General features: G+C 37.6%; 27 protein-coding genes and 1 other annotated feature. Of the genes, 26 read left to right on the forward strand and 1 reads right to left on the reverse strand.

The genetic code is table 11. From position 1 onward, the window contains the following. Positions 1-22: 22 nt before the first annotated feature. The 20 genes from RT41_RS01770 (at position 23) to RT41_RS01865 (ending at position 18,153) form a co-directional block, all read left to right on the forward strand. Positions 23-241, forward strand: a complete 219-nt coding sequence (locus tag RT41_RS01770; RefSeq protein ID WP_054638868.1) for a hypothetical protein — start codon at positions 23-25, stop codon at positions 239-241. A 100-nt stretch (positions 242-341) separates the two neighbouring features. Then, positions 342-977, forward strand: coding sequence for an NAD(P)-dependent oxidoreductase (locus RT41_RS01775; protein WP_096816995.1), 636 nt, complete (start codon positions 342-344; stop codon positions 975-977). A gap of 12 nt (positions 978-989) precedes the next feature. Continuing rightward, the gene (locus RT41_RS01780; protein ID WP_054638867.1) at positions 990-1,316 is read left to right on the forward strand and encodes a DsrE family protein; all 327 of its coding nucleotides are present in this window, start codon (positions 990-992) and stop codon (positions 1,314-1,316) included. Between the two features lie 99 nt (positions 1,317-1,415). Continuing rightward, the gene (gene rpsP, locus RT41_RS01785) at positions 1,416-1,688 is read left to right on the forward strand and encodes a 30S ribosomal protein S16 (protein ID WP_096816996.1); all 273 of its coding nucleotides are present in this window, start codon (positions 1,416-1,418) and stop codon (positions 1,686-1,688) included. Between the two features lie 86 nt (positions 1,689-1,774). Next, positions 1,775-2,014 (forward strand): KH domain-containing protein, encoded by a 240-nt coding sequence (locus RT41_RS01790; protein WP_054638866.1) that lies wholly within the window; start codon positions 1,775-1,777, stop codon positions 2,012-2,014. Between the two features lie 101 nt (positions 2,015-2,115). Continuing rightward, a complete protein-coding gene (locus RT41_RS01795; RefSeq protein WP_096816997.1) occupies positions 2,116-3,078 on the forward strand; it encodes a glycosyltransferase family 2 protein in 963 nt (320 codons plus the stop codon). A gap of 68 nt (positions 3,079-3,146) precedes the next feature. Beyond that, positions 3,147-3,689 carry a ribosome maturation factor RimM gene (gene rimM, locus RT41_RS01800; RefSeq protein WP_096816998.1) on the forward strand — a complete coding sequence of 181 codons (543 nt, stop codon included), beginning with the start codon at positions 3,147-3,149 and terminating at the stop codon, positions 3,687-3,689. Positions 3,690-3,695: 6 nt separating this feature from the next. Further along, the gene (gene trmD, locus RT41_RS01805) at positions 3,696-4,439 is read left to right on the forward strand and encodes a tRNA (guanosine(37)-N1)-methyltransferase TrmD (RefSeq protein ID WP_054638863.1); all 744 of its coding nucleotides are present in this window, start codon (positions 3,696-3,698) and stop codon (positions 4,437-4,439) included. Then, positions 4,436-5,089 carry an HAD-IA family hydrolase gene (locus RT41_RS01810; RefSeq protein WP_096816999.1) on the forward strand — a complete coding sequence of 218 codons (654 nt, stop codon included), beginning with the start codon at positions 4,436-4,438 and terminating at the stop codon, positions 5,087-5,089. Before trmD ends, RT41_RS01810 begins: the two co-directional genes overlap by 4 nt. Then, positions 5,086-5,478, forward strand: coding sequence for a DUF1149 family protein (locus RT41_RS01815; RefSeq protein ID WP_054639074.1), 393 nt, complete (start codon positions 5,086-5,088; stop codon positions 5,476-5,478). The genes RT41_RS01810 and RT41_RS01815 overlap by 4 nt, the downstream gene beginning before the upstream one ends. 49 nt (positions 5,479-5,527) lie before the next feature. After that, positions 5,528-6,367: a DegV family protein gene (locus RT41_RS01820; RefSeq protein ID WP_096817000.1), complete on the forward strand. Its 840-nt coding sequence runs from the start codon at positions 5,528-5,530 to the stop codon at positions 6,365-6,367. Between the two features lie 96 nt (positions 6,368-6,463). Then, the gene (gene dapB / locus RT41_RS01825; protein ID WP_096817001.1) at positions 6,464-7,234 is read left to right on the forward strand and encodes a 4-hydroxy-tetrahydrodipicolinate reductase; all 771 of its coding nucleotides are present in this window, start codon (positions 6,464-6,466) and stop codon (positions 7,232-7,234) included. A 237-nt stretch (positions 7,235-7,471) separates the two neighbouring features. After that, positions 7,472-7,680: a binding site (T-box leader), on the forward strand. A gap of 90 nt (positions 7,681-7,770) precedes the next feature. Further along, positions 7,771-8,607 (forward strand): SAM hydrolase/SAM-dependent halogenase family protein, encoded by an 837-nt coding sequence (locus tag RT41_RS01830; RefSeq protein ID WP_096817002.1) that lies wholly within the window; start codon positions 7,771-7,773, stop codon positions 8,605-8,607. 33 nt (positions 8,608-8,640) lie between these two features. Further along, the gene (locus tag RT41_RS01835; protein WP_054639073.1) at positions 8,641-9,183 is read left to right on the forward strand and encodes an ECF-type riboflavin transporter substrate-binding protein; all 543 of its coding nucleotides are present in this window, start codon (positions 8,641-8,643) and stop codon (positions 9,181-9,183) included. A 1-nt stretch (position 9,184) separates the two neighbouring features. Beyond that, on the forward strand, positions 9,185-10,924 hold the full coding sequence (locus tag RT41_RS01840; protein ID WP_096817003.1) for an ABC transporter ATP-binding protein: 1,740 nt from the start codon (positions 9,185-9,187) through the stop codon (positions 10,922-10,924). After that, positions 10,925-11,758: an energy-coupling factor transporter transmembrane component T family protein gene (locus RT41_RS01845; RefSeq protein WP_096817004.1), complete on the forward strand. Its 834-nt coding sequence runs from the start codon at positions 10,925-10,927 to the stop codon at positions 11,756-11,758. It abuts the gene before it with no gap. Between the two features lie 160 nt (positions 11,759-11,918). Continuing rightward, positions 11,919-13,139, forward strand: a complete 1,221-nt coding sequence (locus RT41_RS01850; protein ID WP_096817005.1) for a CCA tRNA nucleotidyltransferase — start codon at positions 11,919-11,921, stop codon at positions 13,137-13,139. 2 nt (positions 13,140-13,141) lie between these two features. Next, positions 13,142-14,578 (forward strand): C69 family dipeptidase, encoded by a 1,437-nt coding sequence (locus RT41_RS01855; RefSeq protein ID WP_054638862.1) that lies wholly within the window; start codon positions 13,142-13,144, stop codon positions 14,576-14,578. Between the two features lie 121 nt (positions 14,579-14,699). Continuing rightward, positions 14,700-16,172: an MDR family MFS transporter gene (locus RT41_RS01860; RefSeq protein ID WP_096817006.1), complete on the forward strand. Its 1,473-nt coding sequence runs from the start codon at positions 14,700-14,702 to the stop codon at positions 16,170-16,172. Between the two features lie 103 nt (positions 16,173-16,275). After that, the gene (locus RT41_RS01865; protein ID WP_096817007.1) at positions 16,276-18,153 is read left to right on the forward strand and encodes an ABC-F family ATP-binding cassette domain-containing protein; all 1,878 of its coding nucleotides are present in this window, start codon (positions 16,276-16,278) and stop codon (positions 18,151-18,153) included. A 27-nt stretch (positions 18,154-18,180) separates the two neighbouring features. Here the strand turns inward: RT41_RS01865 and msrA are convergent, their stop codons facing one another. Further along, a complete protein-coding gene (msrA, locus tag RT41_RS01870; protein ID WP_054638860.1) occupies positions 18,181-18,711 on the reverse strand; it encodes a peptide-methionine (S)-S-oxide reductase MsrA in 531 nt (176 codons plus the stop codon). 187 nt (positions 18,712-18,898) lie between these two features. Here msrA and RT41_RS01875 point away from each other — a divergent pair, with 187 nt between their 5' ends. The 6 genes from RT41_RS01875 (at position 18,899) to dltX (ending at position 22,965) form a co-directional block, all read left to right on the forward strand. Beyond that, positions 18,899-19,165, forward strand: coding sequence for a bacteriocin immunity family protein (locus RT41_RS01875; RefSeq protein ID WP_245811560.1), 267 nt, complete (start codon positions 18,899-18,901; stop codon positions 19,163-19,165). 84 nt (positions 19,166-19,249) lie between these two features. Next, positions 19,250-20,092, forward strand: coding sequence for a thymidylate synthase (locus tag RT41_RS01880; RefSeq protein WP_096817009.1), 843 nt, complete (start codon positions 19,250-19,252; stop codon positions 20,090-20,092). A gap of 3 nt (positions 20,093-20,095) precedes the next feature. Next, positions 20,096-21,052: a zinc-binding dehydrogenase gene (locus RT41_RS01885; RefSeq protein ID WP_096817010.1), complete on the forward strand. Its 957-nt coding sequence runs from the start codon at positions 20,096-20,098 to the stop codon at positions 21,050-21,052. A gap of 1 nt (position 21,053) precedes the next feature. Then, on the forward strand, positions 21,054-21,743 hold the full coding sequence (locus RT41_RS01890) for a YjjG family noncanonical pyrimidine nucleotidase (protein ID WP_054638859.1): 690 nt from the start codon (positions 21,054-21,056) through the stop codon (positions 21,741-21,743). Positions 21,744-21,894: 151 nt separating this feature from the next. Beyond that, a complete protein-coding gene (locus RT41_RS01895; protein WP_180752665.1) occupies positions 21,895-22,821 on the forward strand; it encodes an alpha/beta hydrolase in 927 nt (308 codons plus the stop codon). A 15-nt stretch (positions 22,822-22,836) separates the two neighbouring features. Then, positions 22,837-22,965 (forward strand): teichoic acid D-Ala incorporation-associated protein DltX, encoded by a 129-nt coding sequence (gene dltX / locus RT41_RS01900; RefSeq protein WP_096817012.1) that lies wholly within the window; start codon positions 22,837-22,839, stop codon positions 22,963-22,965. Position 22,966 lies beyond the last annotated feature (1 nt).

The following is a 22,966-nucleotide window of genomic DNA, read 5'->3' on the forward strand; positions in this document are numbered from 1 at the left end:
TATCCAATAAGGAGTAGAAGATATGCCTAGAACATTGATAATCATCCTATTTTTAATTCTGGTTATTCTTTATAGTTATTTTGTATCTAAAATGACCCATTATGAATGCCCAAAATGCGGCACCCATTTTGATAAAAATGGCTGGGATTTATTAAAACCACATTTTTTTGGAAAGCGTGAAGAAAAATGTCCAAATTGTGGTCAATCGACCTTTATGATTCGCCATATCGGTAAAATTTAAAAATAAATCTTTCGAGGTTTATTTTTTTAAACTAATTGACTACACTTGTAAACGAGTCAGTGATATAATGAATTTATCATAAAGAAAAAGAGGACTCAAAATGAAAATTGCTGTTATTTCTGCGAGTGGTAAAGCAGGACGCGAAATATTTGATGAAGCAAGTAAAAGAGGTCATGATGTGACTGCAATCATCCGAGATTCAAAAAAGGCTGATGCTTTTGGTGAGCAGGTCATTATTAAAGATTTATTTGACTTGGACTATGCTGATTTAGAGAAGTTTGATGTCATCGTTGATGCTTTTGGGACTCACCAACCTGAATTATTGGAATTACATCCTAAAGTCATCGAAAAGTTGGCAGGACTTCTCGAAAACAAGCCCAATCGTCTCCTTGTGGTTGGCGGTGCAGGTTCACTTTATGTCGATCCTGAACACACCGTACAACTTTTTGATACACCCGATTTTCCAGATGCATTCAAACCGCTCGCAAAAGCCCAATCTAAAGCACTTGATGTCTTACGTTCATTCGATGATGTTAATTGGACCTTTATTAGTCCTGCAGCTGATTTCCGTTTCGATGGACCAAGAACGGGCAATTATATTTTAGCAGGTGAAGAATTTACTCTGAACAGCGAAAATGAAAGTCAAATTTCTTATGCCGACTATGCGATCGCAATGGTTGATGAAATTGAAAATAATGAACATAATAAAGAAAGAATTTCAGTTGTTGCAAAATGAAAGAGGGTGGAGATGAAAGTCATTTTTCACATTGATGAAGAAAGCAAATGGGAGACCCTTTTGTCTAATGTTCATCATCTCAGACAGTACTTTGATGAGGTAAATGATGGACAAATTGAAGTTTTAGTTAACGGGGAGGCTGTTCAATCCGCTATTAAAAATAGTTTTCATGACCTGTCAGTGCTGACAAAACAAGCACATGTTGCTGTTTGCAATAATTCTTTGGAGGCGCGTTCGATTCGACCAGCTGACTTACAAGAAGGGGTTGAAACTGTTCCAAGTGGAGTGGTTGAACTTGCGCTAAAGCAAGCTGATGGTTACGCCTATATCAAACCTTGATTGTTTTATTTTTACCTGTCAAGTTTTTTTCTTGACAGTGCTTATCATTCATGATATACTTGTTAATGTAAAAATAATTCTAAAGAGGAAACATTAAACATGTCTGTAAAAATTCGTTTGACTCGTATGGGTTCTAAGAAAAAACCTTTCTACCGTATTAACATTGCTGACTCACGTGCTCCACGTGATGGTAAATTCATCGAAACAGTTGGAACTTACAATCCATTGATTGCTGAAAACCAAGTAGTTTTGAAAGAAGAACGCGTTATGGAATGGTTGAACAATGGTGCCCAACCTTCAGATACAGTTCGTAATATCTTGTCTAAAGCTGGTATTATGAAAAAATTCCACGACCAAAAATTTGGTAAATAATAATTAAACTGCGTTTTTGCGCGGTTTTTTTGAAAAGAAAACATCATTTGGATTTAACATAAGTTAAATTAGAGTAGAGGAAAGAAATGCAAACAGATGTAAAAGATTTGGTCTTAACAATTGTTAAGCCACTGGTTACACAGCCAGACGAAGTATCGCTTGAAATCGTAGACGGTGAAGAATTTGCTGAATACCATTTGAAAGTCGCTGAAACTGACATTGGTCGAATTATTGGTCGTCAAGGTCGAATCATTCAAGCGATTCGGACCGTTGTCTATTTTGTACCTGTAGAAGGAAAAAAAGTACGACTTCTGGTTGACCAATGATTATTTTAAACGAGCCCCAGTTGAGGGCTTTTTTTGTTCTTTATGTTTTCTTAAAAATGTAGTATAATAAATACAACACAATACCTACAAAGAGGTCGCCTATGAAAAATGACAATGAGCTCCCGTTAATCTCGATAATTATCGTTTTTAATAATCATCAATCATTAGTCAATCGCTGTCTAAATTCGATTGTGAATCAAAGCTACCCAAAGTTTGAATTGCTCGCCATAAATGATGGATCAACGGATTTTACATTAAATCAACTCCGTCAGTGGGGGGACGAAGATGATCGAATCAGAGTGGTTTCTAATTTACATACGGGCTTGGCAGCATCGAGAAATTTGGGACTGCGTTTAGTGAAGGGTAAATTTGTTCTTTTTCTTCATTCCGATGTTCTCTTGAAACAAGATGCACTCTCACTCTTACTTGAAGGAATGTCATACGGAGCAGATTTAACCATGTCATGCTCATGCATATTAAAAAACAGTGACCAGAATCGTCAATTGCAATATACTGAACAAGTCTTGCAAACCCTCTTATGTAGTGACTATTTATTTAGTCTGAACGGGATCCTGTTTAAGCGATTTATTTTACTTGACGGCTTAGAATCAGAGACTTGGGAGGAACAGAATATCAAACAACTGTCAGAAGCTTTTGGCCTTTCCACATGGATATTCCTCCTATCTGATGATGAAATTTATCAAAACCCCATTGAAGTCAATCGGACTTTATATGATGAAATAAATTCATTATTGTTGTGCGATATTATGGAAAAAGAATTTATTCAGCAATTTCCGGAAATGAAAAGTTTGATTTATACTAAAGTGTTTCAAATCGAATTAACCGTATTGAGAACAATTTTAGGGAAAGAAAAGTCGGTTCTTAAAAAAAGCAAGTTAAAAACAATTTGGGCGAAATTGTTGAAAGACAAACATGAGGTTGATTGGCAGGAAATTAATGACCCAGAAGTTATTAAATCACTGAAAGAAACGCATTGGGGAAGGCAGATTTTCCTTTTTTTACAAAAGCATCAATATAAGCTACAAAATTCCTTTAAAGATTGACGATTCGAAGGGCAAAGAAAGTTTCGTTTTGTTCAGAAAAGATTCTCTTTTTTTGCTATAATAGTTCTATGACAAAATTTTACAAAGTTGGAACAATTGTTAATACTCAAGGACTTCAGGGCGAGGTACGTGTGATGCCAACAACTGATTTTCCAGAAGCACGTTTTGCAAAGAATTCAGAACTCACACTTTTTGATGATAAAGATTTAAAAATCAGAGAATTAAAAGTTAAATCAGGAAAGTCATATAAAAACATGTACTTGGTCAAGTTCTTCGGATTTGACCATATCAATGATGTGGAGAAATTTAAGGGGATGTCCCTCAAGGTTTCAGAAGATAAACTGACGGACTTAGATGATGGTGAGTTTTATTATCACGAAATTATTGGCTTGGAAGTCTATGAAAACGACAGCTTAGTCGGCCAAATTTCAGAAATTTTACAACCAGGTGCAAATGATGTCTGGGTCGTAAAACGGAAAGGAAAAAGAGATTTACTTTTGCCTTATATCCCGTCGGTTATTCTTAATGTGGACGTCAAAGGAAAACGCGTTGATGTTGATATTATGGATGGATTGGATGATGACGCCGGGAATGATGAAAATGAGGACTAAGGAAAAATGAGATTTGATATATTAACAATTTTCCCTGATATGTTTTCACCATTGAATCAATCAATCGTTGGAAAAGCGCAAGAAAAAGGAATTGTCGAAATTCATACGCATGATTTCCGTGATTTTGCATCTAACAAACAACGTCACGTTGATGATGTGCCTTATGGTGGGGGACAAGGGATGCTTCTTATGCCTCAACCTATTTTTGACACCATGGATCAATTTCCACATGAGGGAGCCAGAGTCTTATTAATGGATCCTGCAGGTCGAAAATTTGATCAGAAAATGGCTGAAGAATTAGCAAATGAAGAACAAGTCGTTTTTATTTGTGGTCATTATGAGGGTTATGATGAACGGATTAAAACCCTCGTAACCGACGAGGTCTCATTAGGCGACTTTGTCTTGACTGGTGGAGAGGTTGCGGCTAACGTCATGATTGATGCTGTTTCGCGCCTCATTCCAGGTGTCTTAGGTAAACAGGCCTCTTATGAAGACGACTCTTTTTCTAGTGGCTTGCTTGAATATCCACAATACACGAGGCCTGACGATTTTCGAGGAATGAAAGTGCCTGAGGTTTTAACATCGGGCCACCACGAAAATATTCGTCAATGGCGATTAAGAGAAAGCTTGAAGAAAACGCTCGTGCGACGTCCAGATTTGCTTGATCAATATGAGGCAAATGAAGAAGAGGTCAAAATCTTGGATGAATTGCGTCATTCATGCAATGAACCTCATGATGTGATAGAATGAAGAAGTTGACGAAGGGAAGTTCAGAGAAGAACAAATCGAATGTTCAACTCGAACCTATTTTTCACCAGAAGAACTTTATTTGGGACTTTGATGGAACACTTTTTAATACTTATCCAGTAATGTTAGAAGCCTTAAAACAAGCGATGATTTTGAATAAAGTAAGCTTTGAGGGTGACTTAGCAGTTTATATAAAACAGCATTCAATCAAAACATTTGCTGAACGGTTTGCTAATCAACCTTTTTTGGATGACTACCACCGATTGGAAAGTGAGTTGCAAAAAAGGTATCGACCAAAAATCTATCCGCATCTTGCAGAAATTTTGGTATCGATTCAAGAGAATGGAGGACAGAATTTCGTCCTGAGCCATCGTGACGAGTCCACCATTGAGTATTTAGGACTTTTAACATCGGTATTTAGGGAAATTATTACATCTAAACAGTCTTTTGCGAGAAAACCTAATCCTGAAGCAATTCTCTATTTGGTCTCAAAGTATCACTTAAATCCAGCTGAGACAGTGATGGTAGGCGATCGTCCTCTCGATGTTGAGGCGGGGCGGAATGCTGGTGTGCAAACACTGTTATTTGATGAGAATGAATTATTCGGCCCTATTGCCGATAAAAAAATAAAAAATTGGAGTGAATGGAAATGACATTAGTTATCGAACGTGAACAAGAATTCGTAAATCAATTTCACTATGATGCGCGAAATTATGAATGGGAAAAAGAAAATGGGACACCTGAAACAGCTTTAAATGTCCAATTTCAATTGGTTCCTGTGGATGATTTGAAAAACGCAAAAGAAGGCGATACTGCTATCCATACCGTTTTGACTTATATGATTCCACTTGAAAATGTGGTCTTATCAGGTTTTGTAAGCCAATTGGACTATGTTCGAGACCGTGTGATTGAAGAACAAGAAGAATTAGATAAAGACGATATGGCCGAATTGGCTGCCCCTTTGTTTGATTTGTTGAAACGGTTAGTTCGTGAAACAACGGAAGTTGCATTGGACCAGCCTGGAATTCAACTCGAATTCTAAACTAGAAATTTTATTTTTTGATAAAAAATTATTGGAGTTATTATTTTAAATGAAATTAGCGATAGTCACTGACACCTCGGCAGATATCGCCGAAACTTATAAAACAAGAGCTGATCTTTTCGTCCTTGAAATTCCGATTTCAATTGATGGGGTGGATTATGAACCTTCGAAAATGAAGGCTGAAGCTTGGTTTGATTTGATGAAAACATCGAAAGATGCCCCTAAAACATCTCAGCCTTCAGTAGCGGAATTGGCCATTCTTTTGAAAACACTTGAAAAGAAAGGCTATACACACGTATTAGGTCTATTTTTACCTTCTGGGATATCGGGCTTTTATGCGAATGCTTTCTATTTGCAAAGTGAATACAATAATATGAAAGTGGAGTTCCCCGAGACATTTATTACGGCACGTCCTTTAGGCTACATGGTTGAAACAGCACTTGACGGCATTGATGCTGGTAAGACATTTGATGAAATTAAGGCTACTTTTGAATATCAGAGAGACCATGACACTGCCTTTATGTTGGTTGATGATTTGAAATGGTTAGCCAAAGGTGGTCGCTTGTCAAATGCTTCCGCTTTTGTTGGAACATTAATGAATATTAAACCCTTGCTTCAATTTTCTGAAGAAGGCGAGGTTGTTGTTTATGATAAAGTCCGGACGACGAAAAAAGCCATCGCGGCAATGAAGAAGTTATTGTTGGAACGGACACAAGATGGGGATTACAAGGTCTTTGTTTTGAATACGGGGACACTAGATCGTGCTCAAGAGCTATATGATTTTGCGATTGAACAAGGTTTTAAAGATGTTGAATTTACAACACTTGGCCCTGTGGTAGCCACTCATCTAGGAGTAGGTGCAGTTGCATATGCTGTATCTCCCAAATAAATTATTAAACGTTATTATTTACTAAAAGCACGTGATTTGCGTGCTTTTAAAGCAATATAAATGTTCAGAATACTTTGAATTGAAAGAGGAATAGAGATGATTAGAGTAATTATTGCTGGATTTCGAGGTCGAATGGGTTCGACGGCGGTCAATATGGTCCTCGAACAAACTGATTTTGAATTGGTCGGACTTTTAGACCCCAATGCGACAGATAAGGAGGCCTTTGGAGCCCCCGTTTTCAATGACAAAAAAGACATGGTTGATGTCAAGGCTGATGTCTGGATTGATTTTACCCAGCCTGCTGTTGCTTACGAAAATACTTTGTTTGCTTTGGAAAACGGATTTAGGCCAGTAGTCGGAACAACGGGATTTAGCGACGATCAAATTAAAAGTTTGATAGACCTTTCTAAGAAAGAAAAACGAGGTGGTCTTATTGCACCAAATTTTGCACTTGGAGCTGTTTTATTAATGCAATTTTCAAAAGCAGCTGCCAAATATTTTCCTGATGTTGAAATTATTGAATTACACCATGACCAGAAAAAAGATGCGCCTAGCGGTACGGCAGTGAAAACCGCAGAGCTAATGGCGGAGGTACGTGAAGCGCATCATCAAGGTGCCGTTGATGAAGAAGAAACTCTTTCGGGAGCGCGTGGAGCTGATTTTGAGGGGATGCGTATTCACTCCGTTCGGTTGCCTGGCTTGGTGGCACATCAGGAAGTTATTTTTGGTTCTCAAGGTGAAGGACTGACCATTCGTCACGACTCTTATGACAGAATCAGTTTTATGACGGGAGTCGCACTTGGTGTACGTCAGGTCATGAACGTTACAGAACTAAAATATGGCTTGGAACATTTTCTAGATTTGTAATTTAGATACTGAAGAACTGGGAATCCAGTTTTTTTATTCTTTTAAAATTTTTTTGAAATACAAAGTTAAGATTTTATGTCAAATCGTGAGGCATTTTAAGGTGTTTTGCGGTTCTGGATTGACTTCAACCATTTTTTTAATTTCATCAAAACCGCTATTTCCGAACAATACACAGAAAAGTTTATAATTTTCTAAAAACAGGCTTGTATTGTATTGAATCCTGTGTTAAAATTTGAAATCATAGCAATGAAGAATTAAGTAGAACCGAAAAAAGTACAGCGAGTGACTGGTTGGTGGAAAGTCATGTTTGGCAGGTTTGAAAATGGATTCCGAGCATTCTTTCAAGTGAGTTTATTCGAGCTTGAAGAGGTGGCGCCTTTATCGCTCATCATTTTAAGGCTGAATTTTCAGCGAATTTAGGTGGTACCACGGTTTTCGTCCTAAGCTATGCTAGGACTTTTTTTGTCTCATGAATATACAGAAAGGGAGACTTCTTGAATGGTTGCAGCCTTTGACCACACAATGAAGCAAGAATAATGGATTTATTAGTTTTACAGACCGATTTCGGTCGTAGTGATGGAGCTGTATCAGCCATGTATGGTGTTGCCAATCAGGTTTCGCAAACGCTTAATATTTATGATTTAACACACGGAATCCCTCAGTTTAATATTTGGGAGGCATCATATCGTTTGTTACAAACCGTTAATTACTGGCCAAAAGAAACTGTTTTTGTCTCTGTAGTTGATCCTGGCGTAGGCTCAAGTCGCCGCTCAATTGTGGCTAAGACTTCAACGGGGCATTATATTGTCAGCCCTGACAACGGCACTTTGACTCATTTATATCTACATTTGGGAATTGAAGAGCTTCGTATTATTGATGAAAATGTCAATCGGCTTCCTGGGAGTTCGGAGTCTTATACTTTTCACGGTCGGGATGTTTATGCGTACACAGGAGCCCGTTTAGCAGCGGGAATCATTAATTACAGCGAAGTTGGGCCTTCGGTCGATGTTGAGAGCTTGGTCAAATTAAAGGTAGATAAACCAGAATTAACGGATACCGAAATAAGTGGGACAATTGATGTTTCAGATATCAGGTATGGAAATTTATGGACGAATGTTCCGAGATTGGATTTTCAAAATCTTATCGGTTATGGACAGGATGTTGAGGTGGAAATTACTCACAATGAGCAAGTCTATTATCAAGCTACCTTGACCTTTGACCATTTCTTTGCAGAGGTTAAACCAGGTGCTGCTTTAATTTATGTCAATAGCCTCGATAACATTGCCTTAGCAATCAATCAAGGTAATTTTTTGAAAGCCTATGGTTTGGGGACGGGCATTAATTGGAAAATATCATTTAAAAAAGTAAATTGATAGACGAATTAGAAAAATAGAAAGTTGGAAATTATGTTTAAAGTTACAATTAAAACCTTTGTTGCTGCAGGGATTGGCGCTGCTTTATTCTTTGTTCTTGACCGATTTGCCTCTATTCCAGTATTTGCAAATACAACTATTTCATTACAATACGGAATATTGGCACTCTTTGCAGTTATTTTTGGCCCAATTGCGGGTTTCCTAATTGCATTTATTGGTCATGCACTGAATGATTTTACTACTTATGGACCTTGGTGGAGTTGGATTATTGCTGACGGCTTGCTAGGTCTAGCACTTGGACTTTTGGTTAACCGCATTAAGATCGCGTCAGAGCCTTTTGATGGTAAAAAGATAATTACGTTTAATCTGTGGCAGATTATTGCAAATATCGTATGTTGGGGCGTTATCGCACCAATTGGTGATATATTGATTTATGCTGAACCAGCGAATAAGGTGTTTACACAGGGCTTGATTGCCTCTGTTGGCGATATTATTTCAACTGGTGTCATCGGGACCTTGCTTTTAGTAGCGTACAGTAAAACAATTGTAAAACCTGGAAGTTTAAAGAAAGAATAAGATGTCTGAAATTGCAATCCAATTCAAAGATTTTTCATTTCAATATTTGGCTCAAGCTGAGCCAACTTTGAAGCATATTAACTTAACGATCCATGAAGGAGAGAAGGTGTTAATTATTGGACCTTCTGGGTCAGGTAAATCGACATTAACTGATTGTATCAATGGGCTTATTCCTCATAGTTATCAAGGCGAAACATCTGGGGAATTATGGATTAAAGGACAAAATGTGCTCGAAAGTGAGCTTCCTTTATTCGAGCGGTCAAAACTTGTCGGAACTGTTTTACAAGATACTGACGGTCAGTTCATTGGCTTAACCGTGGCAGAAGACATCGCTTTTTCTTTAGAAAACGATGAGGTACCTCCTGAGCAAATGCACCAAAGTGTTCTAGAGACGAGTCAATTAGTCGGAATGTCTGCATTTTTAGATAACGAGCCACACGCGCTTTCTGGGGGGCAAAAACAATCCGTCTCACTTGCTGGTGTCCTTGTTGACGCGGTCGATATTCTCTTGTTTGATGAGCCGTTGGCTAATCTCGACCCTTCAGCTGGTAAAGAAGCGATTCATTTAATCGATTGGCTCAGCAAAGAAAAAAAGACAACCACTGTTATCGTTGAACATCGACTTGAGGATGTTCTCTACCGTCGGGTTGATCGAATTGTTTTACTTGCTGATGGAGAAATTATTGCGGACCTGCCAGCAGATGATCTCTTGACGTCGGACTTATTAAGCTCTTATGGCATTCGCGAACCGCTTTATTTGGCTGCCCTTCGATATGCAAATCAAACCATTTTACCTGAGCAACATCCTGACTCCCTCTCGCATTTTGTCATGACTGATGAAAATAAAAAAGCCATTCAAAATTGGTTTAATGAAAAATATGATGAAAAAAAAGAAGAAACGACTAAAGAATTAGTCCGAATAGAACATTTAAACTTTGCTTATGAAAAAAATCGTCCAGTTTTAAAGGATATCAACGTAATCATCAATCAAGGTGAGTTTACTGCGGTAGTTGGACAAAATGGAGCTGGGAAGTCAACCTTGTCCAAATTGATTTGTGGCTTTGAAAAATTAAACGAAGGGAAAATATATTTCAATCAGAAGGATTTGTCAGAGCTCACGATTGCTGAGAGGGCAAAACATATTGGTTATGTTTTGCAAAACCCCAACCAGATGATTTCTAAATCATTGATTTTTGACGAGGTTGCTTTGGGTTTACGTTCACGTGATTATTCGGAGCAAGAAATCCGTGAAAAGGTCGAAAAAACGCTAAAGATTTGTGGACTTTTCCCTTTTAGAAATTGGCCGATTTCTGCACTCTCCTTTGGTCAAAAGAAGAGGGTGACGATAGCTTCAATTCTAGTTCTCGATCCTGAAATGTTAATCCTAGATGAACCAACGGCTGGGCAAGACTATCGTCACTACACTGAAATTATGGATTTTTTGGAGACATTAAATGCTCGTGGGATTACCATCGTCATCATTACGCATGACATGCACTTAATGTTGGAATGTGCTCGTCGGGTCCTCGTCTTTGGGAAGCAGCGTTTATTAGCTGATTTGAAACCAGAAGAAGTTTTTGTTGATGAAAAATTACTGACTGAGGCAAGTTTAAAAGAGACTTCGCTATTCGAATTGGCAAAACGTTGTTCAATTAATGATGGCACTGGATTTATTAAGCATTTTATTGATTCGGAACGGCGACGAAAACACGACCTAATCAATCTAGGGGAGGTCAATTAAATGGCAAAAAGTTTTGGGTACGTCAAGCGAGATACCCCTATCCATGCCTTGAATGGAATGAGTAAACTCTTAATGGTTTTGCTTGTTTCAATTTCAGTAATGATGACCTATGATACGCGTTTCTTAATTGCTGTTGTGTTATTGTCGTTAATAATGTTTGCAATGGCAAAAATTAAATTTTCGGAAATAAGAGTGCTCTTTATTTTTATCGCGGTTTTTATGGTTATTAATGCCCTTGTCATTTTCCTATTTTCACCTAATCAAGGTACAATGGTCTATGGAAGTTATCATCTGCTTTTTCACATGGTTGGCCCATATTCCATGAGTGCAGAAGAGTTATTTTATATTTTAAATGTCGTTTTGAAATATTTTGCTGTTTTACCATTAGCTTTGATCTTCATCATGACAACAGACCCGTCAGAATTTGCTGCTTCACTCAACCGGGTTGGTGTTTCTTACAAAATTGCATATTCTGTTGCCCTGACCCTTCGCTATATCCCAGATATTCAAAGGGACTTTAAAAACATTTCGCAAAGTCAACAAGCACGTGGCATCGACACCAGTAAAAAAGCGAAACTCTGGACACGAATTAAAAATATGACAACCATTTTGATGCCACTTGTTTTCACAAGTTTGGACAGAATTGACGTCATAACTAACGCGATGGAGTTACGTGGTTTTGGTAAAGGTAAAAAAAGAACATGGTACAAAACAAGAAAACTAAGAAATGCCGATTATATCATGATTGTTGTCTCAATTTTGGCAATAATGATATCAATCTCACTTTATGCGATTAATGACGGTCGTTTTTACAATCCTTTTAGGAAGCTTTAAAATCATGAATAAATAAGAATGAGTTTCCTTATTCTTATTTTGTTTTAGGCTTTTTATGTGAAAAAATTGACATCGGATAAAGGTCAAACTAAATAAATTAGACCAGTTTTCTTATTCCCAAAGGTAAAAGGAGACTGTGATTTGTGCTATAATAGAGGATATGAAATTAGAAACAATACCTGTTGAGTTCAGTCAAGCTTTACCGGTTTTAGAAAAAATTATTGAACATGGGTATGAGGCCTATTTCGTTGGCGGATCTGTTCGCGACGTCTTGCTTGGGCGTCCCATTCACGATGTGGATATCGCCACAAGTGCTTATCCAGAGGAAATAAAGGCGATTTTCCCGCATACCATTGATGTGGGAATTGAGCATGGGACAGTTCTGGTATTGGCGGGAAAAACGGAAGCTGAGCATTATGAAGTGACAACATTTAGAACCGAAAGTCAATATACCGATTATCGCCGACCTGATCATGTTGATTTTGTGCGTGATTTAAAGGAAGATTTAAAAAGACGTGATTTCACGATTAATGCTTTCGCCTGTGGCATAGATGGTGAAATTATTGACTGTTTCAATGGCCTTCAAGATTTGTCAGAACGAAGAATTCGCGCAGTAGGCAAAGCTCAAGAACGTTTCAATGAGGATGCTTTGAGAATCATGCGAGCCATGCGTTTTGCATCAAGTTTAAATTTTTCTATTGAAGAAGAAACATTTTTAGCCATGAAATCTCATGCCCCCCTTTTATCGAAAATTTCGATCGAACGAATTTTCATTGAATTTGATAAGTTAATTCAAGCTCAGGGCTACAAAAAAGGCTTGTCAGTGCTGATGGAATCAGGTGCTTGGCAATATTTACCCCAATTTAAACTTGAACCGCTTCGAAAACTACAAAGAGAATTAGTTGCTTCATTTACTTTCAAAAGTTCAGAGCAGGCTTGGGCTGCTTTTCTAGTCAGATTCAATCCAGATGTTGATGCGCATCAATTTCTTCGAAAATGGAAGGTTCCAAACGAATTTATTCGTGATGTGGCCTTACTGATGGAAGCATATCGTGAACAGGAGTGGAATTTGTCAAATTTGTACAGGTTTGGTCTTAAGAGCATCCAACTCATTGACGATTTACGACAAGCTGAAGGAAAGTCAGTAGACGAGAAACTTGTGATTAGACTCAACCAAGCATTGCAAATTCACGACAAATCTGAATTACAAATATCAGGACACGATTTGCTTACCAAATTTCCAGATTTAATCCAACCTGGTCCCAAATTGGGTCAGCTGTTAAAATCTATTGAAAAAAGTGTCGTCTTAAATGAATTGCAAAATGATAAAGTTCATTTGTTTGATTTTGCAAAAAATGAATTATTAAAAAATAAGGAGTAAAAATGAAAATAGAAAGTCGCCGTAAAGGTTCTTGCACAACAATTTTAGTCGGTAGAAAAGCATCTTTGGATGGGTCAACGATTATTGCACGAAACGATGATGGACATGAAGCACTAGATCCACAACGTTTTGTTCTTGTTAGCCCGGAGGAGCAACCACGTCATTATAAAGCAGTACTTTCAGCTCTCGAATTAGATCTACCAGAAAACCCATTGTCTTACACGTCAACACCCAATGCTGTTTTGACCGAAGGAATCTGGCCAGCTGCGGGGATTAATAGTGAAAATGTTGCCATGTCAGCAACAGAAACAATCACAACGAATCCACGTATTTTAGGGATTGACCCATATGTTGCAGATGGGATCGGTGAAGAAGACATTGTCACACTTGTTTTGCCTTATATTCATTCTGCGCGTGAAGGAGTTACGCGTTTAGGTGAGTTGTTGACAACTTATGGAACCTACGAGCCCAATGGGATTGCCTTCGCTGACAATAAAGAGGTGTGGTGGCTAGAAACAATCGGTGGTCATCATTGGGCTGCTGTTCGTATTCCCGATGATTCTTACGTTGTTGCACCTAATCGCATGAATATTGATGCTTTCGATTTTGAAAGTAATGATACCCTCTGCTCTTCCGATTTGAAAGCAATGATTGAAGAATATCATTTGAATCCCGATGATTTGGGTGGCTATGAAACCCATTATAATTTGCGACATATTTTTGGTTCAAGTTCAATTAAAGATACAGTCTATAATAATCCACGTGTTTGGTACGGTCAAAATTATTTAGGTACACCATCTGGTGATCCACAAAGTGCGGATATGCCATTCATTTGCGAAGCGACTCGTAAAATCTCAATCGAAGATGTTAAATTTGTCCTCTCTAGCCATTTTGAAAATACAAAATATGACGTCTATGGCACGACAAATACAAAAGAAGAGGGCGAGCTATTCCGTCCAATCGGTATTAACCGGAATCATTCCGTCCATATTTTACAAGTGAGAAATAATGTGCCCAAAGAAGTTGCTGGCGTTCACTGGTTGGCTTTCGGTGCAAATACTTTCAATCATGTGGTGCCATTTTACACGAATATTACTGACACCCCTGCCTGCTATCGTGATGCTAGGGCAGAGTATGACCCAACAAATATGTACTGGTTGAGCGCTACAACAGCAGTATTAGGAGATGCCAATTACAACCTGTTTGTTGACTTGCGTGATACTTTCGCATTGAATACAATGGCTAAATTCCATGAAATTCAAAATCAGACAGATAAAAATCTTGAAAATCTACCAAAAGATACAGACATCAGAACTTATTTAACAGAGGCAAATGAAAAACTAGCGCAAATCGCTTTTTCTGCACAAAATGAACTGCTTGGTCGAATGGTCATTCTAGGTTCAGCAAATATGAAGCTTCGCTATGATTTCAATGACTAAAAAAATAAAAAAACATGCGTGCATGTTTTTTATTTTTAGATACCCTTTTCCACATTAATAATATGTTAAAATAGGAGTATTGTATTAAAAATTTATTTTGGAATGAAGGACTTCTCTATTTATGAAAATTAAAGGAAGGTTTGCGATACTTGCAGCAATATTTCTCGCAACATTTATGACCTCTGTCGAAGTGACAATTGTTACGACAGCCATGCCTACAATTATCTCAGAATTACATGGGCTTGAAATACAAAGCTGGGTTTTTGCTGTTTATCTCTTGATTTCCGCAATTACAACACCGCTATACGGAAAATTGTCAGATGCAATAGGACGTAAAAATATTTTTATTTTTGGCTTGGCATTGTTCATCATTGGGTCATTTTTGTGTGGTTTAGCGCCAGATATGTTAACCCTAATCATTTTCCGCCTGATTCAAGGGATAGGTGCCGGAGCAATTATGCCTTTGACATTTACAATAATTGCCGATTTATTTTCATTTGAAGAAAGAGCGAATATTCTCGCTTTCAATAACACGGCATGGGCTATTTCTGCCTTGGCTGGCCCTCTTTTGGGAGGTTGGATTGTTGACACACTAAGCTGGCATTGGGTCTTTTTCATTAATGTTCCTCTGGGACTTTTGACGATCGCATTGACCGCGTGGGGCTACCATGATCACCATAAAAAAACGAGCCAAATCAATATGGATTGGTCGGGAATTGCATCCTTATCTGTTCTCCTCCTTTCTTTGCTCATGATTTTTCAAGAGCTTGGCGCAAGTCGAATTAATTGGCTTTGGGAACTAATTTTGGTTCTTGTTTTCTTCGCTTCAACCTACTGGTTCATTCGGGCAGAGAAAAAGGCAAAAGATCCTATTTTTCAAATCGAAATGTTTAAAAATCGAACCTTTTCCATTCAAATCATGGTTTCTTTGCTCTTATCAGGTGCACTTATTGGTTACAACATTTATTTCCCCATATGGCTTCAAGCGATTTATCGCGTCCCTGCTTTTTTGGCCGGTTTAACGTTAACGCCAAGCTCAGTCATGTGGATGGTATCCGGCTTTTTTGTCGGCTGGCTCATGAAAAAATTCAAAACAAAACAACTTTTCTTGTTGATTAGTGGAATTTTGACTTTACTCAGCCTTCCACTTGTTTTTGCAAGTGTGACTTTCCCAATGTTTTATTTCTATCTCATCGCTGGATTGATGGGCGCATGTATGGGGATAATATTGACGATGTCAACGTTAATTGCACAAAATTTGGTCCCTAAAGAAAACATTGGACTCGCGAGTTCAATGATTGTATTAGGGAGGACACTTGGACAGGCCATGATGACAGGAATATTTGGCTTAGCTTTCTCACTGGGAATTAATTCTGGCCTCACTAACCATCAGGAGTTAAACTTTCAACAAGTCAACGAATTTATTAGTTCCAGTACAGCGTCAGAAGTTCCGATAAGATTGAAGAACCTATTGGACCAAGTTGTACTCGGAGCTATTCATTCAGTCTTTTGGATTGTGACATCTCTATGTTTATTAACGTTAATTGTTTGTTGTTTTGAAAAACAAGGGTCAAAAAGGGACATAAAAGAATAAATTAAAAAATTCCTTATAGAAAAAAGTCTGTCCGTTCTGACAGGCTTTTTATGATATAATTAAGTCTAGATTGTATCGAAATTAGAATTGGACAAAATAGAAAATGGCAGATTTTATTGCACAAAATTTAACTAAAAGTGTTGGCGAAAAGATGGTTTTTGATGGCGTAAATTTCATCATTCATGATCTAGATCGGATAGGTCTGCTCGGTGTGAATGGAACTGGTAAGACGACTCTCTTAAACGTTATTGCGGGACAGTCGGGCTTTGATGGCGATGTTTCTCCCTTTGATAAGCCTACAAATTTTACGTTTACTTATTTGACTCAGGAACCTGATTTTGATGATGAATCAACCATTTTGGATGCTGTATTAGATGACCAGTTGCCACAAATGCGAGCGATTAAAGCGTATGAGTTAATCTTGTCCGAACTGACTGAAGAGAAGATGCAAGCTTTTGAAAAAATCCAAGCTGATATGGATCGCCTTGATGCGTGGAATGTGGAAGCGGACGTCAAAACAGTGCTGACGAAATTAAATTTGCCTGATCCAACGACAAAAATTGGGACACTTTCTGGAGGTCAAATGCGTCGAGTACAATTAGCTCAAGCTTTGGTTAATCCCTCTGACTTACTTTTACTCGATGAACCTACCAATCATTTAGATGTCGAAACGATTGCCTGGTTACAAAACTATTTAAAGAATGCAAAACGAACTGTCCTTTTTGTTACACACGATCGCTATTTTTTAGATCAAGTTGCCACACGAATTTTTGAATTAGACCATGCTCAGCTTAAAGAATATCAAGGAAATTATCAAGATTATTTAGCAAAAAAAGCTGATGATGAAGAACGTGATGCAGCGAGTAGCCACAAAGCAAAACAACTCTACAAATCAGAATTAGTCTGGATACGCAAATCACCGCAAGCCAGAGGAACCAAACAGCAAGCCCGTATTTCACGTTTTGAAGACTTGAAGGACAGTTTAAAAACGGAAAAAGCTTTGGGCGATTTAGACATGAATATCGCGAGTCAAAGGCTTGGAAAGAAAGTCATTGAATTTAAAGCCGCTGGTTTTGCCTTTCCTGACCGAGAAATTTTTAGTGATTTCAACCTCATCGTAAAACCACATGCTAGAATTGGGATTGTCGGAGATAACGGTGTCGGAAAGTCAACGCTCTTAAACATTATTGACCATGAATTAGAACTGACGTCTGGCCAACTTGAAATTGGTGAAACTGTCAATATTGGTTATTTTAGCCAGGAAGTTCGAGGGCTTGATGAAAGTAAGCGAATGATTAATTTTCTCGAGGAAACGGCAGCAGCAGCGCACAATACCTCTGGTGAAAACATTTCAGTGGTCAATTTGCTTGAACAATTCTTATTCCCAAGAAGTACACATGGGACACTCATATCCAAGTTGTCTGGTGGCGAAAAAAAGAGACTTTACTTATTGAAAATTTTACTTTTACAGCCCAATGTTTTATTACTGGACGAACCTACGAATGATTTAGATATTGCTACTCTAACTGTTCTTGAAAATTTCTTAGCTCAATTTCCTGGTGCAGTCCTAACAGTTTCTCACGACCGATATTTTCAAGATAAGGTTTCGAGGGAGTTACTTGCCTTCGAAAACCAAAAGATTGAACACTATTTTGGGGCCTACAGTGATTATTTATCGGTCAAAGCGCAAGAAAATTCTGCTGTCATTCCTGATAAAGGTGACAAAGAGCCGGTCGGTTCTTTGTCACCAGAAAAAAAAGATGCCAAACCCAAATTGACATACATGGAAAAGAAAGAATGGGAATCGATCGAAGATGATATTGCTTTGCTCGAAAATCGAATTGAAGAAATAGATACAGAGATGAACTTAAATGGTTCAAATACAGAGCTTTTGCTCAAATTACAAGACGAACTCGACGAGACGACCAAACAACTCGAAATAAAATACGAACGTTGGGAATACCTGAGCGAACGTGTTTAAAACAAAAAAACGCGACATGCGTTTTTTTTATAAATGAAATTTAGCTTTAAATTTTTTCATTGCTAAGTAGCGATTCCTAGCCTTATGCATGGCTTCCGCCCGTTTTGGATTCTTCTTATAAAAATCTTGGTGATATTCTTCGGCTGGCCAAAAAGCTTGACTGTCTTCAATCGGGACAACAATTGGTTTAGTCCAAAGGTGAGTCGCTTCCAGATCAGCCTTACTTTTCTCAGCAATGACACGTTGTTCAGCATTCTCAACAAAAATGACTGGACGATAATTTGAACCGCGATCGTAAATTTGACCGTCGGCATCAGTTGGATCAATCAATGACCAATAAATATCAAGCAAGTCTTGATAAGAAATATGTTCAGGGTCAAACAGGATTTCAACTGCTTCAGTATGACCGGTATATTTGCCTGATACTTGGTCGTATGTTGGGTCATCAATGTGACCACCAGTATAACCACTCGTTACCGAAATAATACCTTCTTTTTCCTCAAAGGGTTCGACCATGCACCAAAAACATCCTCCGGCAAATATTGCTTTTTCAATCATTTTATCACCTCATTTTAATTTAATTATAGCATGCTTAAATAGAATCAAAGCAAAACTTTACTTTTACTGGTCAATCAAATCTAGAGAATTTGGAACAAAGGTAATTACATCATATTCATTAATACAAAAGTCCAGCATATAAGTTAACAAAAAAGCGACATTAAAATTTTTCTGCTATAATTCAATCATGGAAAAGTTAGATAAGATTCAGATATTAAATGAGTTATACAATCTCATTTTAGATAAACACATTCGGACATACGAGCGTCAATGTTTACTCAAGGCTAAAAATCAAATTGAAGCAGGTGACGGAGTAAAAAATACATTAGCAGAATTAGAAGCAACTTTGCGCCCCCTTGCATTAAGATATAATTTAACTCCCAAGGTAACCACTTTTTATCAACAGATTGCCAGAGATGGTTTATTTGCACCAGGAGTGGGCAAAATTTTGTGATATAATTAATTCAGTGTAAATTTACAGAACCAGATTTAATGATTAATTAGAGTTGGTATATTTTAAAATTAGAAAGCAAAGGAAATGACTTACGCAGACACAATTTTTAAACAAAATATAAGCAATATTCTCGATAATGGCGTTTTTTCTGAACAGGCTCGTCCTAAATATAAAAATGGAAAAACGGCAAATAGCAAGTACATAACGGGAAGTTTTGCGACTTATGATTTGCAAAAAGGACAATTTCCAATTACCACGTTGAGAAGGATTCCAATAAAGACGGCCATCAAAGAATTAATGTGGATTTATCAAGACCAAACCAGTGATCTTGGTGTTTTAAAAGAAAAGTATGCGGTCAATTACTGGGATGAATGGGAAGTGGCTAATAGTGGAACTATTGGACAGCGGTATGGAGCAACGGTTAAAAAATATCAAATTATTAACAAATTGCTCGATGGTTTAGCGAAAAACCCATGGAATAGACGAAATATTATTAACCTTTGGCAATATGAGGACTTTGAAGAAACTGAAGGCCTCCTGCCTTGTGCCTTCCAAACAATGTTTGATGTTCGCCGTGGGGCTGATGGTGAAATTTATCTTGATGCCACACTGATACAACGGTCGAATGATATGCTTGTTGCTCACCATATCAACGCCATGCAGTACGTCGCCTTACAAATGATGATTGCTAAACATTTTTCATGGAAAGTGGGCAAATTCTTTTATTTCATTAATAATTTGCATATTTATGATAACCAATTTGAACAAGCGAATGAACTTTTGAATCGTCAGGCAAACGCTATTGAACCGGAATTGCGATTAAATGTTGCTGATGGGACTAATTTCTTTGACATTAAACCAGAAGATTTTGAATTGGTTAATTACGAACCTGTTCAACCACAACTTAAATTTGATTTGGCGATATAAGATATGAAAGCATTGTATTTTAATGATTTTGGCAGTGTCGGGCAGCTGATTTATGGAGATTTGCCTCGACCAATGAGAAAAGAAGGCGAAGTCCTTGTTCAGACGGCATTTATCGGTTTAAACTTTGCGGATATTTACAGACGTCGAGGAACTTATCATATTGAACCCCATCGCCCCTATATTAATGGTTACGAGGGATCAGGAATAATTGTGGAGGCTGATGATGCAAACATCGTTGGTCAAAAGGTACTGTTCGTGGATTGTCCCTTAGCAAATGCTGAATTGGTAGCTGTCCCTCTTGAAAAAATTATTTTTTTACCCGATGAAATCAGTCTCAAACTAGCCGCAAGCATTGGCCTCCAAGGGCTAACTGCTGATTTTTTAGCACATGATTTGGGTCAAAATAAGAGTGGAGATAAAGTTTTTGTCACAGGGATTTCAGGCGGTGTTGGACAATTACTCGCACAAATTTTATTGGCAGATGGCGTAGAGGTTTCTGGGTCAGCTTCACTTAATAAACAAAATGTCGCCCGTTCTTTTGGTGTGAATCAATTGTTTAACAGTCGGACAAATGATTGGGTTGAGCGTGAGAAGAATCAGTTTGATACCGTTTTTGATGGGGTTGGTTCAACTATAAACCAATCATTAGATTTAGTGAAACATCGAGGAAAAGTTGTCTTTTTTGGAATGGCGGGAGGAAATCCCCCACTCATCAATCCTGTTGACTTAATGGCTGAGTCAAAATCAGTAATGACAGGCGACTTGTGGGACTATTTGACTTCTTTTGAAGAACGAGAACGTAGAGCACGTCGCCTATTTAGTTATATTACCAGCGGTAAAATTCAATTGACGGAACCGACCGTTTTCGAATTAGCAGATGGGCAAGCCGCGCATGAATTCCTAGAAACAGGAAAAAACATAGGGAAAATTTTGTTTGTAACAGAAAATATAAAGGATTGATATGACCATATTATTATTTGACATTGATAACACACTTTTAAATTTTGATCGTGCGGAAGAAGTAGCACTTGGAAAGATTTTTGAACATTACAATATTGAAGACAATGATGTAAATCGAAGCATCTATTCCCGTGAGAATAAAGCACTATGGCGAAGTCATGAAGCAGGAGAAATAAGCAGAGCAGAATTGTTATCCACTCGATTTGTCAAAGCTTTTGAAGCGATGAAAATAACCACTCCTTATGACGGCCACCAAGTTGATGTGGATTATCAATACTACTTGTCTCAGGGACACGAAATGATGGAACATGCTCAAGAGCTACTTGATGAATTGTCAAAAACACCTGCTCGTCTTTACATTGTTTCAAATGGGACTTCAAAAGTTTCACGCCCTCGAATCATTGAATCTGGGATTACCCCTTATTTTGATGAAATATTCATCAGTGAAGAAGTTGGAGCACATAAGCCCTCTCTTGCTTTTTTTGATTATGTTTTAAATCATATTAAAACTGACGAAAATGAAGAAATTACAATTATTGGTGATTCATTAACGACAGATATTCAAGGTGGAAATAATGCCGGTATCCATACGATTTGGTACAATCCCAAACACCTTTCTGTCAGCACTGACAGCATACCTGAGTATGAAATTTCTGATTTATTGGATGTTTTATCAGTTGTTAATCTATAATAATCGAGTCAAGAAATACAATTGTATTTCTTTTTTTATTTTCTTTTGTCTGATAAAATCTCATGAAAATTTTGATAAATTCTCATTCGAATGTAAAATATGGAGACTTCAAAGTGTTATAATTCATACAGTTAAGAAAAAGGGGATGATCATGAAGCGGAATCGAAAGAAAAAAATTAAAGCCATATTACCAATCTTTGTCCTCATTTTAATGGTCATAAGTTTTATCGGCGGTCATTTTACAGCTCAGAATGATACAAGAAAAGCTCAAGTAAAGCTAGAGTCAAGCACGAAAGCATCTTCTAGTGTCATTATTGGAAAAGCTCAACAATCAATTATGGTGCCCACGATCTATATTAACGGGTCCGGTGGCGATATCCGTCCAAGTCAGCACATCATTGATGGGATGTTTCCCAATAAAGCGACGGCGCCAGAAACTGGGCTGACGATTCTCGTTGACATTTCAAGAAACAACAAATTAACAGTGTCGGGGAAGATTTCTTCGACTGATAAAAATCCAATTGTCCAATTTGCTACCGTAAAAGGAACAGACGATGGTGAACTTTATTCAAAAGCATTAAAGGTGGCAATGGATTATTTAGTCAGTACTTACCATATTACGAAAATTAATATGGTTGGTTATTCATCAGGTGCTACGGGCGGCCTTTATTACATCTTGGATTACGGCAATGAATCCGATGCCCCTAAAGTGCAGGAATTTATCTCACTTGATGGGGAATATAACAAAGAAAAAAATTTAGAAGCGGGAGAAACCTTACAAGACGTATTGACCTATGGACCAATATTAAAAACCAGCATGTATCAATATATTGAAGATCGATATACAAAAATTGACCCAAATACAAAATTCTATCTCATGGAAGGAAATTGGAGCCTTGAAAAGCAGACAGATGAAGCGATTCCTTGGGCTGATACATTTTCAATCTACCACTTATTAGTAGCGAATAAAAATAATGTCAATATGTACCTTTATCCAACAAAATTACGGCACGGTTTAGTTCCTAAAGACCCATTGGTTGCCAATTACATCAAGAATATCTTGTATCCTACACTATAAGAAGAAGGAGAACTTATGCATCTTTCAGAAAAATGGAAAATTGTAGCAAAAACGGCATTCTATTTTATTATCATTATCATTTTGCTCTATCTCTATTCTTATAGTCATACAGGCGGAGCGCATTTCATTTACAACGAATTTTAAA

Source organism: Lactococcus fujiensis JCM 16395, from assembly GCF_002441655.1.
GTDB lineage: Bacteria > Bacillota > Bacilli > Lactobacillales > Streptococcaceae > Lactococcus > Lactococcus fujiensis.

Coding starts and splice junctions, on each gene's coding strand:
- RT41_RS01770 (WP_054638868.1), top strand. CDS start 23: ATGCCTAGAACATTGATAATCATCCTATTTTTAATTCTGGTTATTCTT.
- RT41_RS01775 (WP_096816995.1), top strand. CDS start 342: ATGAAAATTGCTGTTATTTCTGCGAGTGGTAAAGCAGGACGCGAAATA.
- RT41_RS01780 (WP_054638867.1), top strand. CDS start 990: ATGAAAGTCATTTTTCACATTGATGAAGAAAGCAAATGGGAGACCCTT.
- rpsP (WP_096816996.1), top strand. CDS start 1,416: ATGTCTGTAAAAATTCGTTTGACTCGTATGGGTTCTAAGAAAAAACCT.
- RT41_RS01790 (WP_054638866.1), top strand. CDS start 1,775: ATGCAAACAGATGTAAAAGATTTGGTCTTAACAATTGTTAAGCCACTG.
- RT41_RS01795 (WP_096816997.1), top strand. CDS start 2,116: ATGAAAAATGACAATGAGCTCCCGTTAATCTCGATAATTATCGTTTTT.
- rimM (WP_096816998.1), top strand. CDS start 3,147: ATGACAAAATTTTACAAAGTTGGAACAATTGTTAATACTCAAGGACTT.
- trmD (WP_054638863.1), top strand. CDS start 3,696: ATGAGATTTGATATATTAACAATTTTCCCTGATATGTTTTCACCATTG.
- RT41_RS01810 (WP_096816999.1), top strand. CDS start 4,436: ATGAAGAAGTTGACGAAGGGAAGTTCAGAGAAGAACAAATCGAATGTT.
- RT41_RS01815 (WP_054639074.1), top strand. CDS start 5,086: ATGACATTAGTTATCGAACGTGAACAAGAATTCGTAAATCAATTTCAC.
- RT41_RS01820 (WP_096817000.1), top strand. CDS start 5,528: ATGAAATTAGCGATAGTCACTGACACCTCGGCAGATATCGCCGAAACT.
- dapB (WP_096817001.1), top strand. CDS start 6,464: ATGATTAGAGTAATTATTGCTGGATTTCGAGGTCGAATGGGTTCGACG.
- RT41_RS01830 (WP_096817002.1), top strand. CDS start 7,771: ATGGATTTATTAGTTTTACAGACCGATTTCGGTCGTAGTGATGGAGCT.
- RT41_RS01835 (WP_054639073.1), top strand. CDS start 8,641: ATGTTTAAAGTTACAATTAAAACCTTTGTTGCTGCAGGGATTGGCGCT.
- RT41_RS01840 (WP_096817003.1), top strand. CDS start 9,185: ATGTCTGAAATTGCAATCCAATTCAAAGATTTTTCATTTCAATATTTG.
- RT41_RS01845 (WP_096817004.1), top strand. CDS start 10,925: ATGGCAAAAAGTTTTGGGTACGTCAAGCGAGATACCCCTATCCATGCC.
- RT41_RS01850 (WP_096817005.1), top strand. CDS start 11,919: ATGAAATTAGAAACAATACCTGTTGAGTTCAGTCAAGCTTTACCGGTT.
- RT41_RS01855 (WP_054638862.1), top strand. CDS start 13,142: ATGAAAATAGAAAGTCGCCGTAAAGGTTCTTGCACAACAATTTTAGTC.
- RT41_RS01860 (WP_096817006.1), top strand. CDS start 14,700: ATGAAAATTAAAGGAAGGTTTGCGATACTTGCAGCAATATTTCTCGCA.
- RT41_RS01865 (WP_096817007.1), top strand. CDS start 16,276: ATGGCAGATTTTATTGCACAAAATTTAACTAAAAGTGTTGGCGAAAAG.
- msrA (WP_054638860.1), bottom strand. CDS start 18,711: ATGATTGAAAAAGCAATATTTGCCGGAGGATGTTTTTGGTGCATGGTC.
- RT41_RS01875 (WP_245811560.1), top strand. CDS start 18,899: ATGGAAAAGTTAGATAAGATTCAGATATTAAATGAGTTATACAATCTC.
- RT41_RS01880 (WP_096817009.1), top strand. CDS start 19,250: ATGACTTACGCAGACACAATTTTTAAACAAAATATAAGCAATATTCTC.
- RT41_RS01885 (WP_096817010.1), top strand. CDS start 20,096: ATGAAAGCATTGTATTTTAATGATTTTGGCAGTGTCGGGCAGCTGATT.
- RT41_RS01890 (WP_054638859.1), top strand. CDS start 21,054: ATGACCATATTATTATTTGACATTGATAACACACTTTTAAATTTTGAT.
- RT41_RS01895 (WP_180752665.1), top strand. CDS start 21,895: ATGAAGCGGAATCGAAAGAAAAAAATTAAAGCCATATTACCAATCTTT.
- dltX (WP_096817012.1), top strand. CDS start 22,837: ATGCATCTTTCAGAAAAATGGAAAATTGTAGCAAAAACGGCATTCTAT.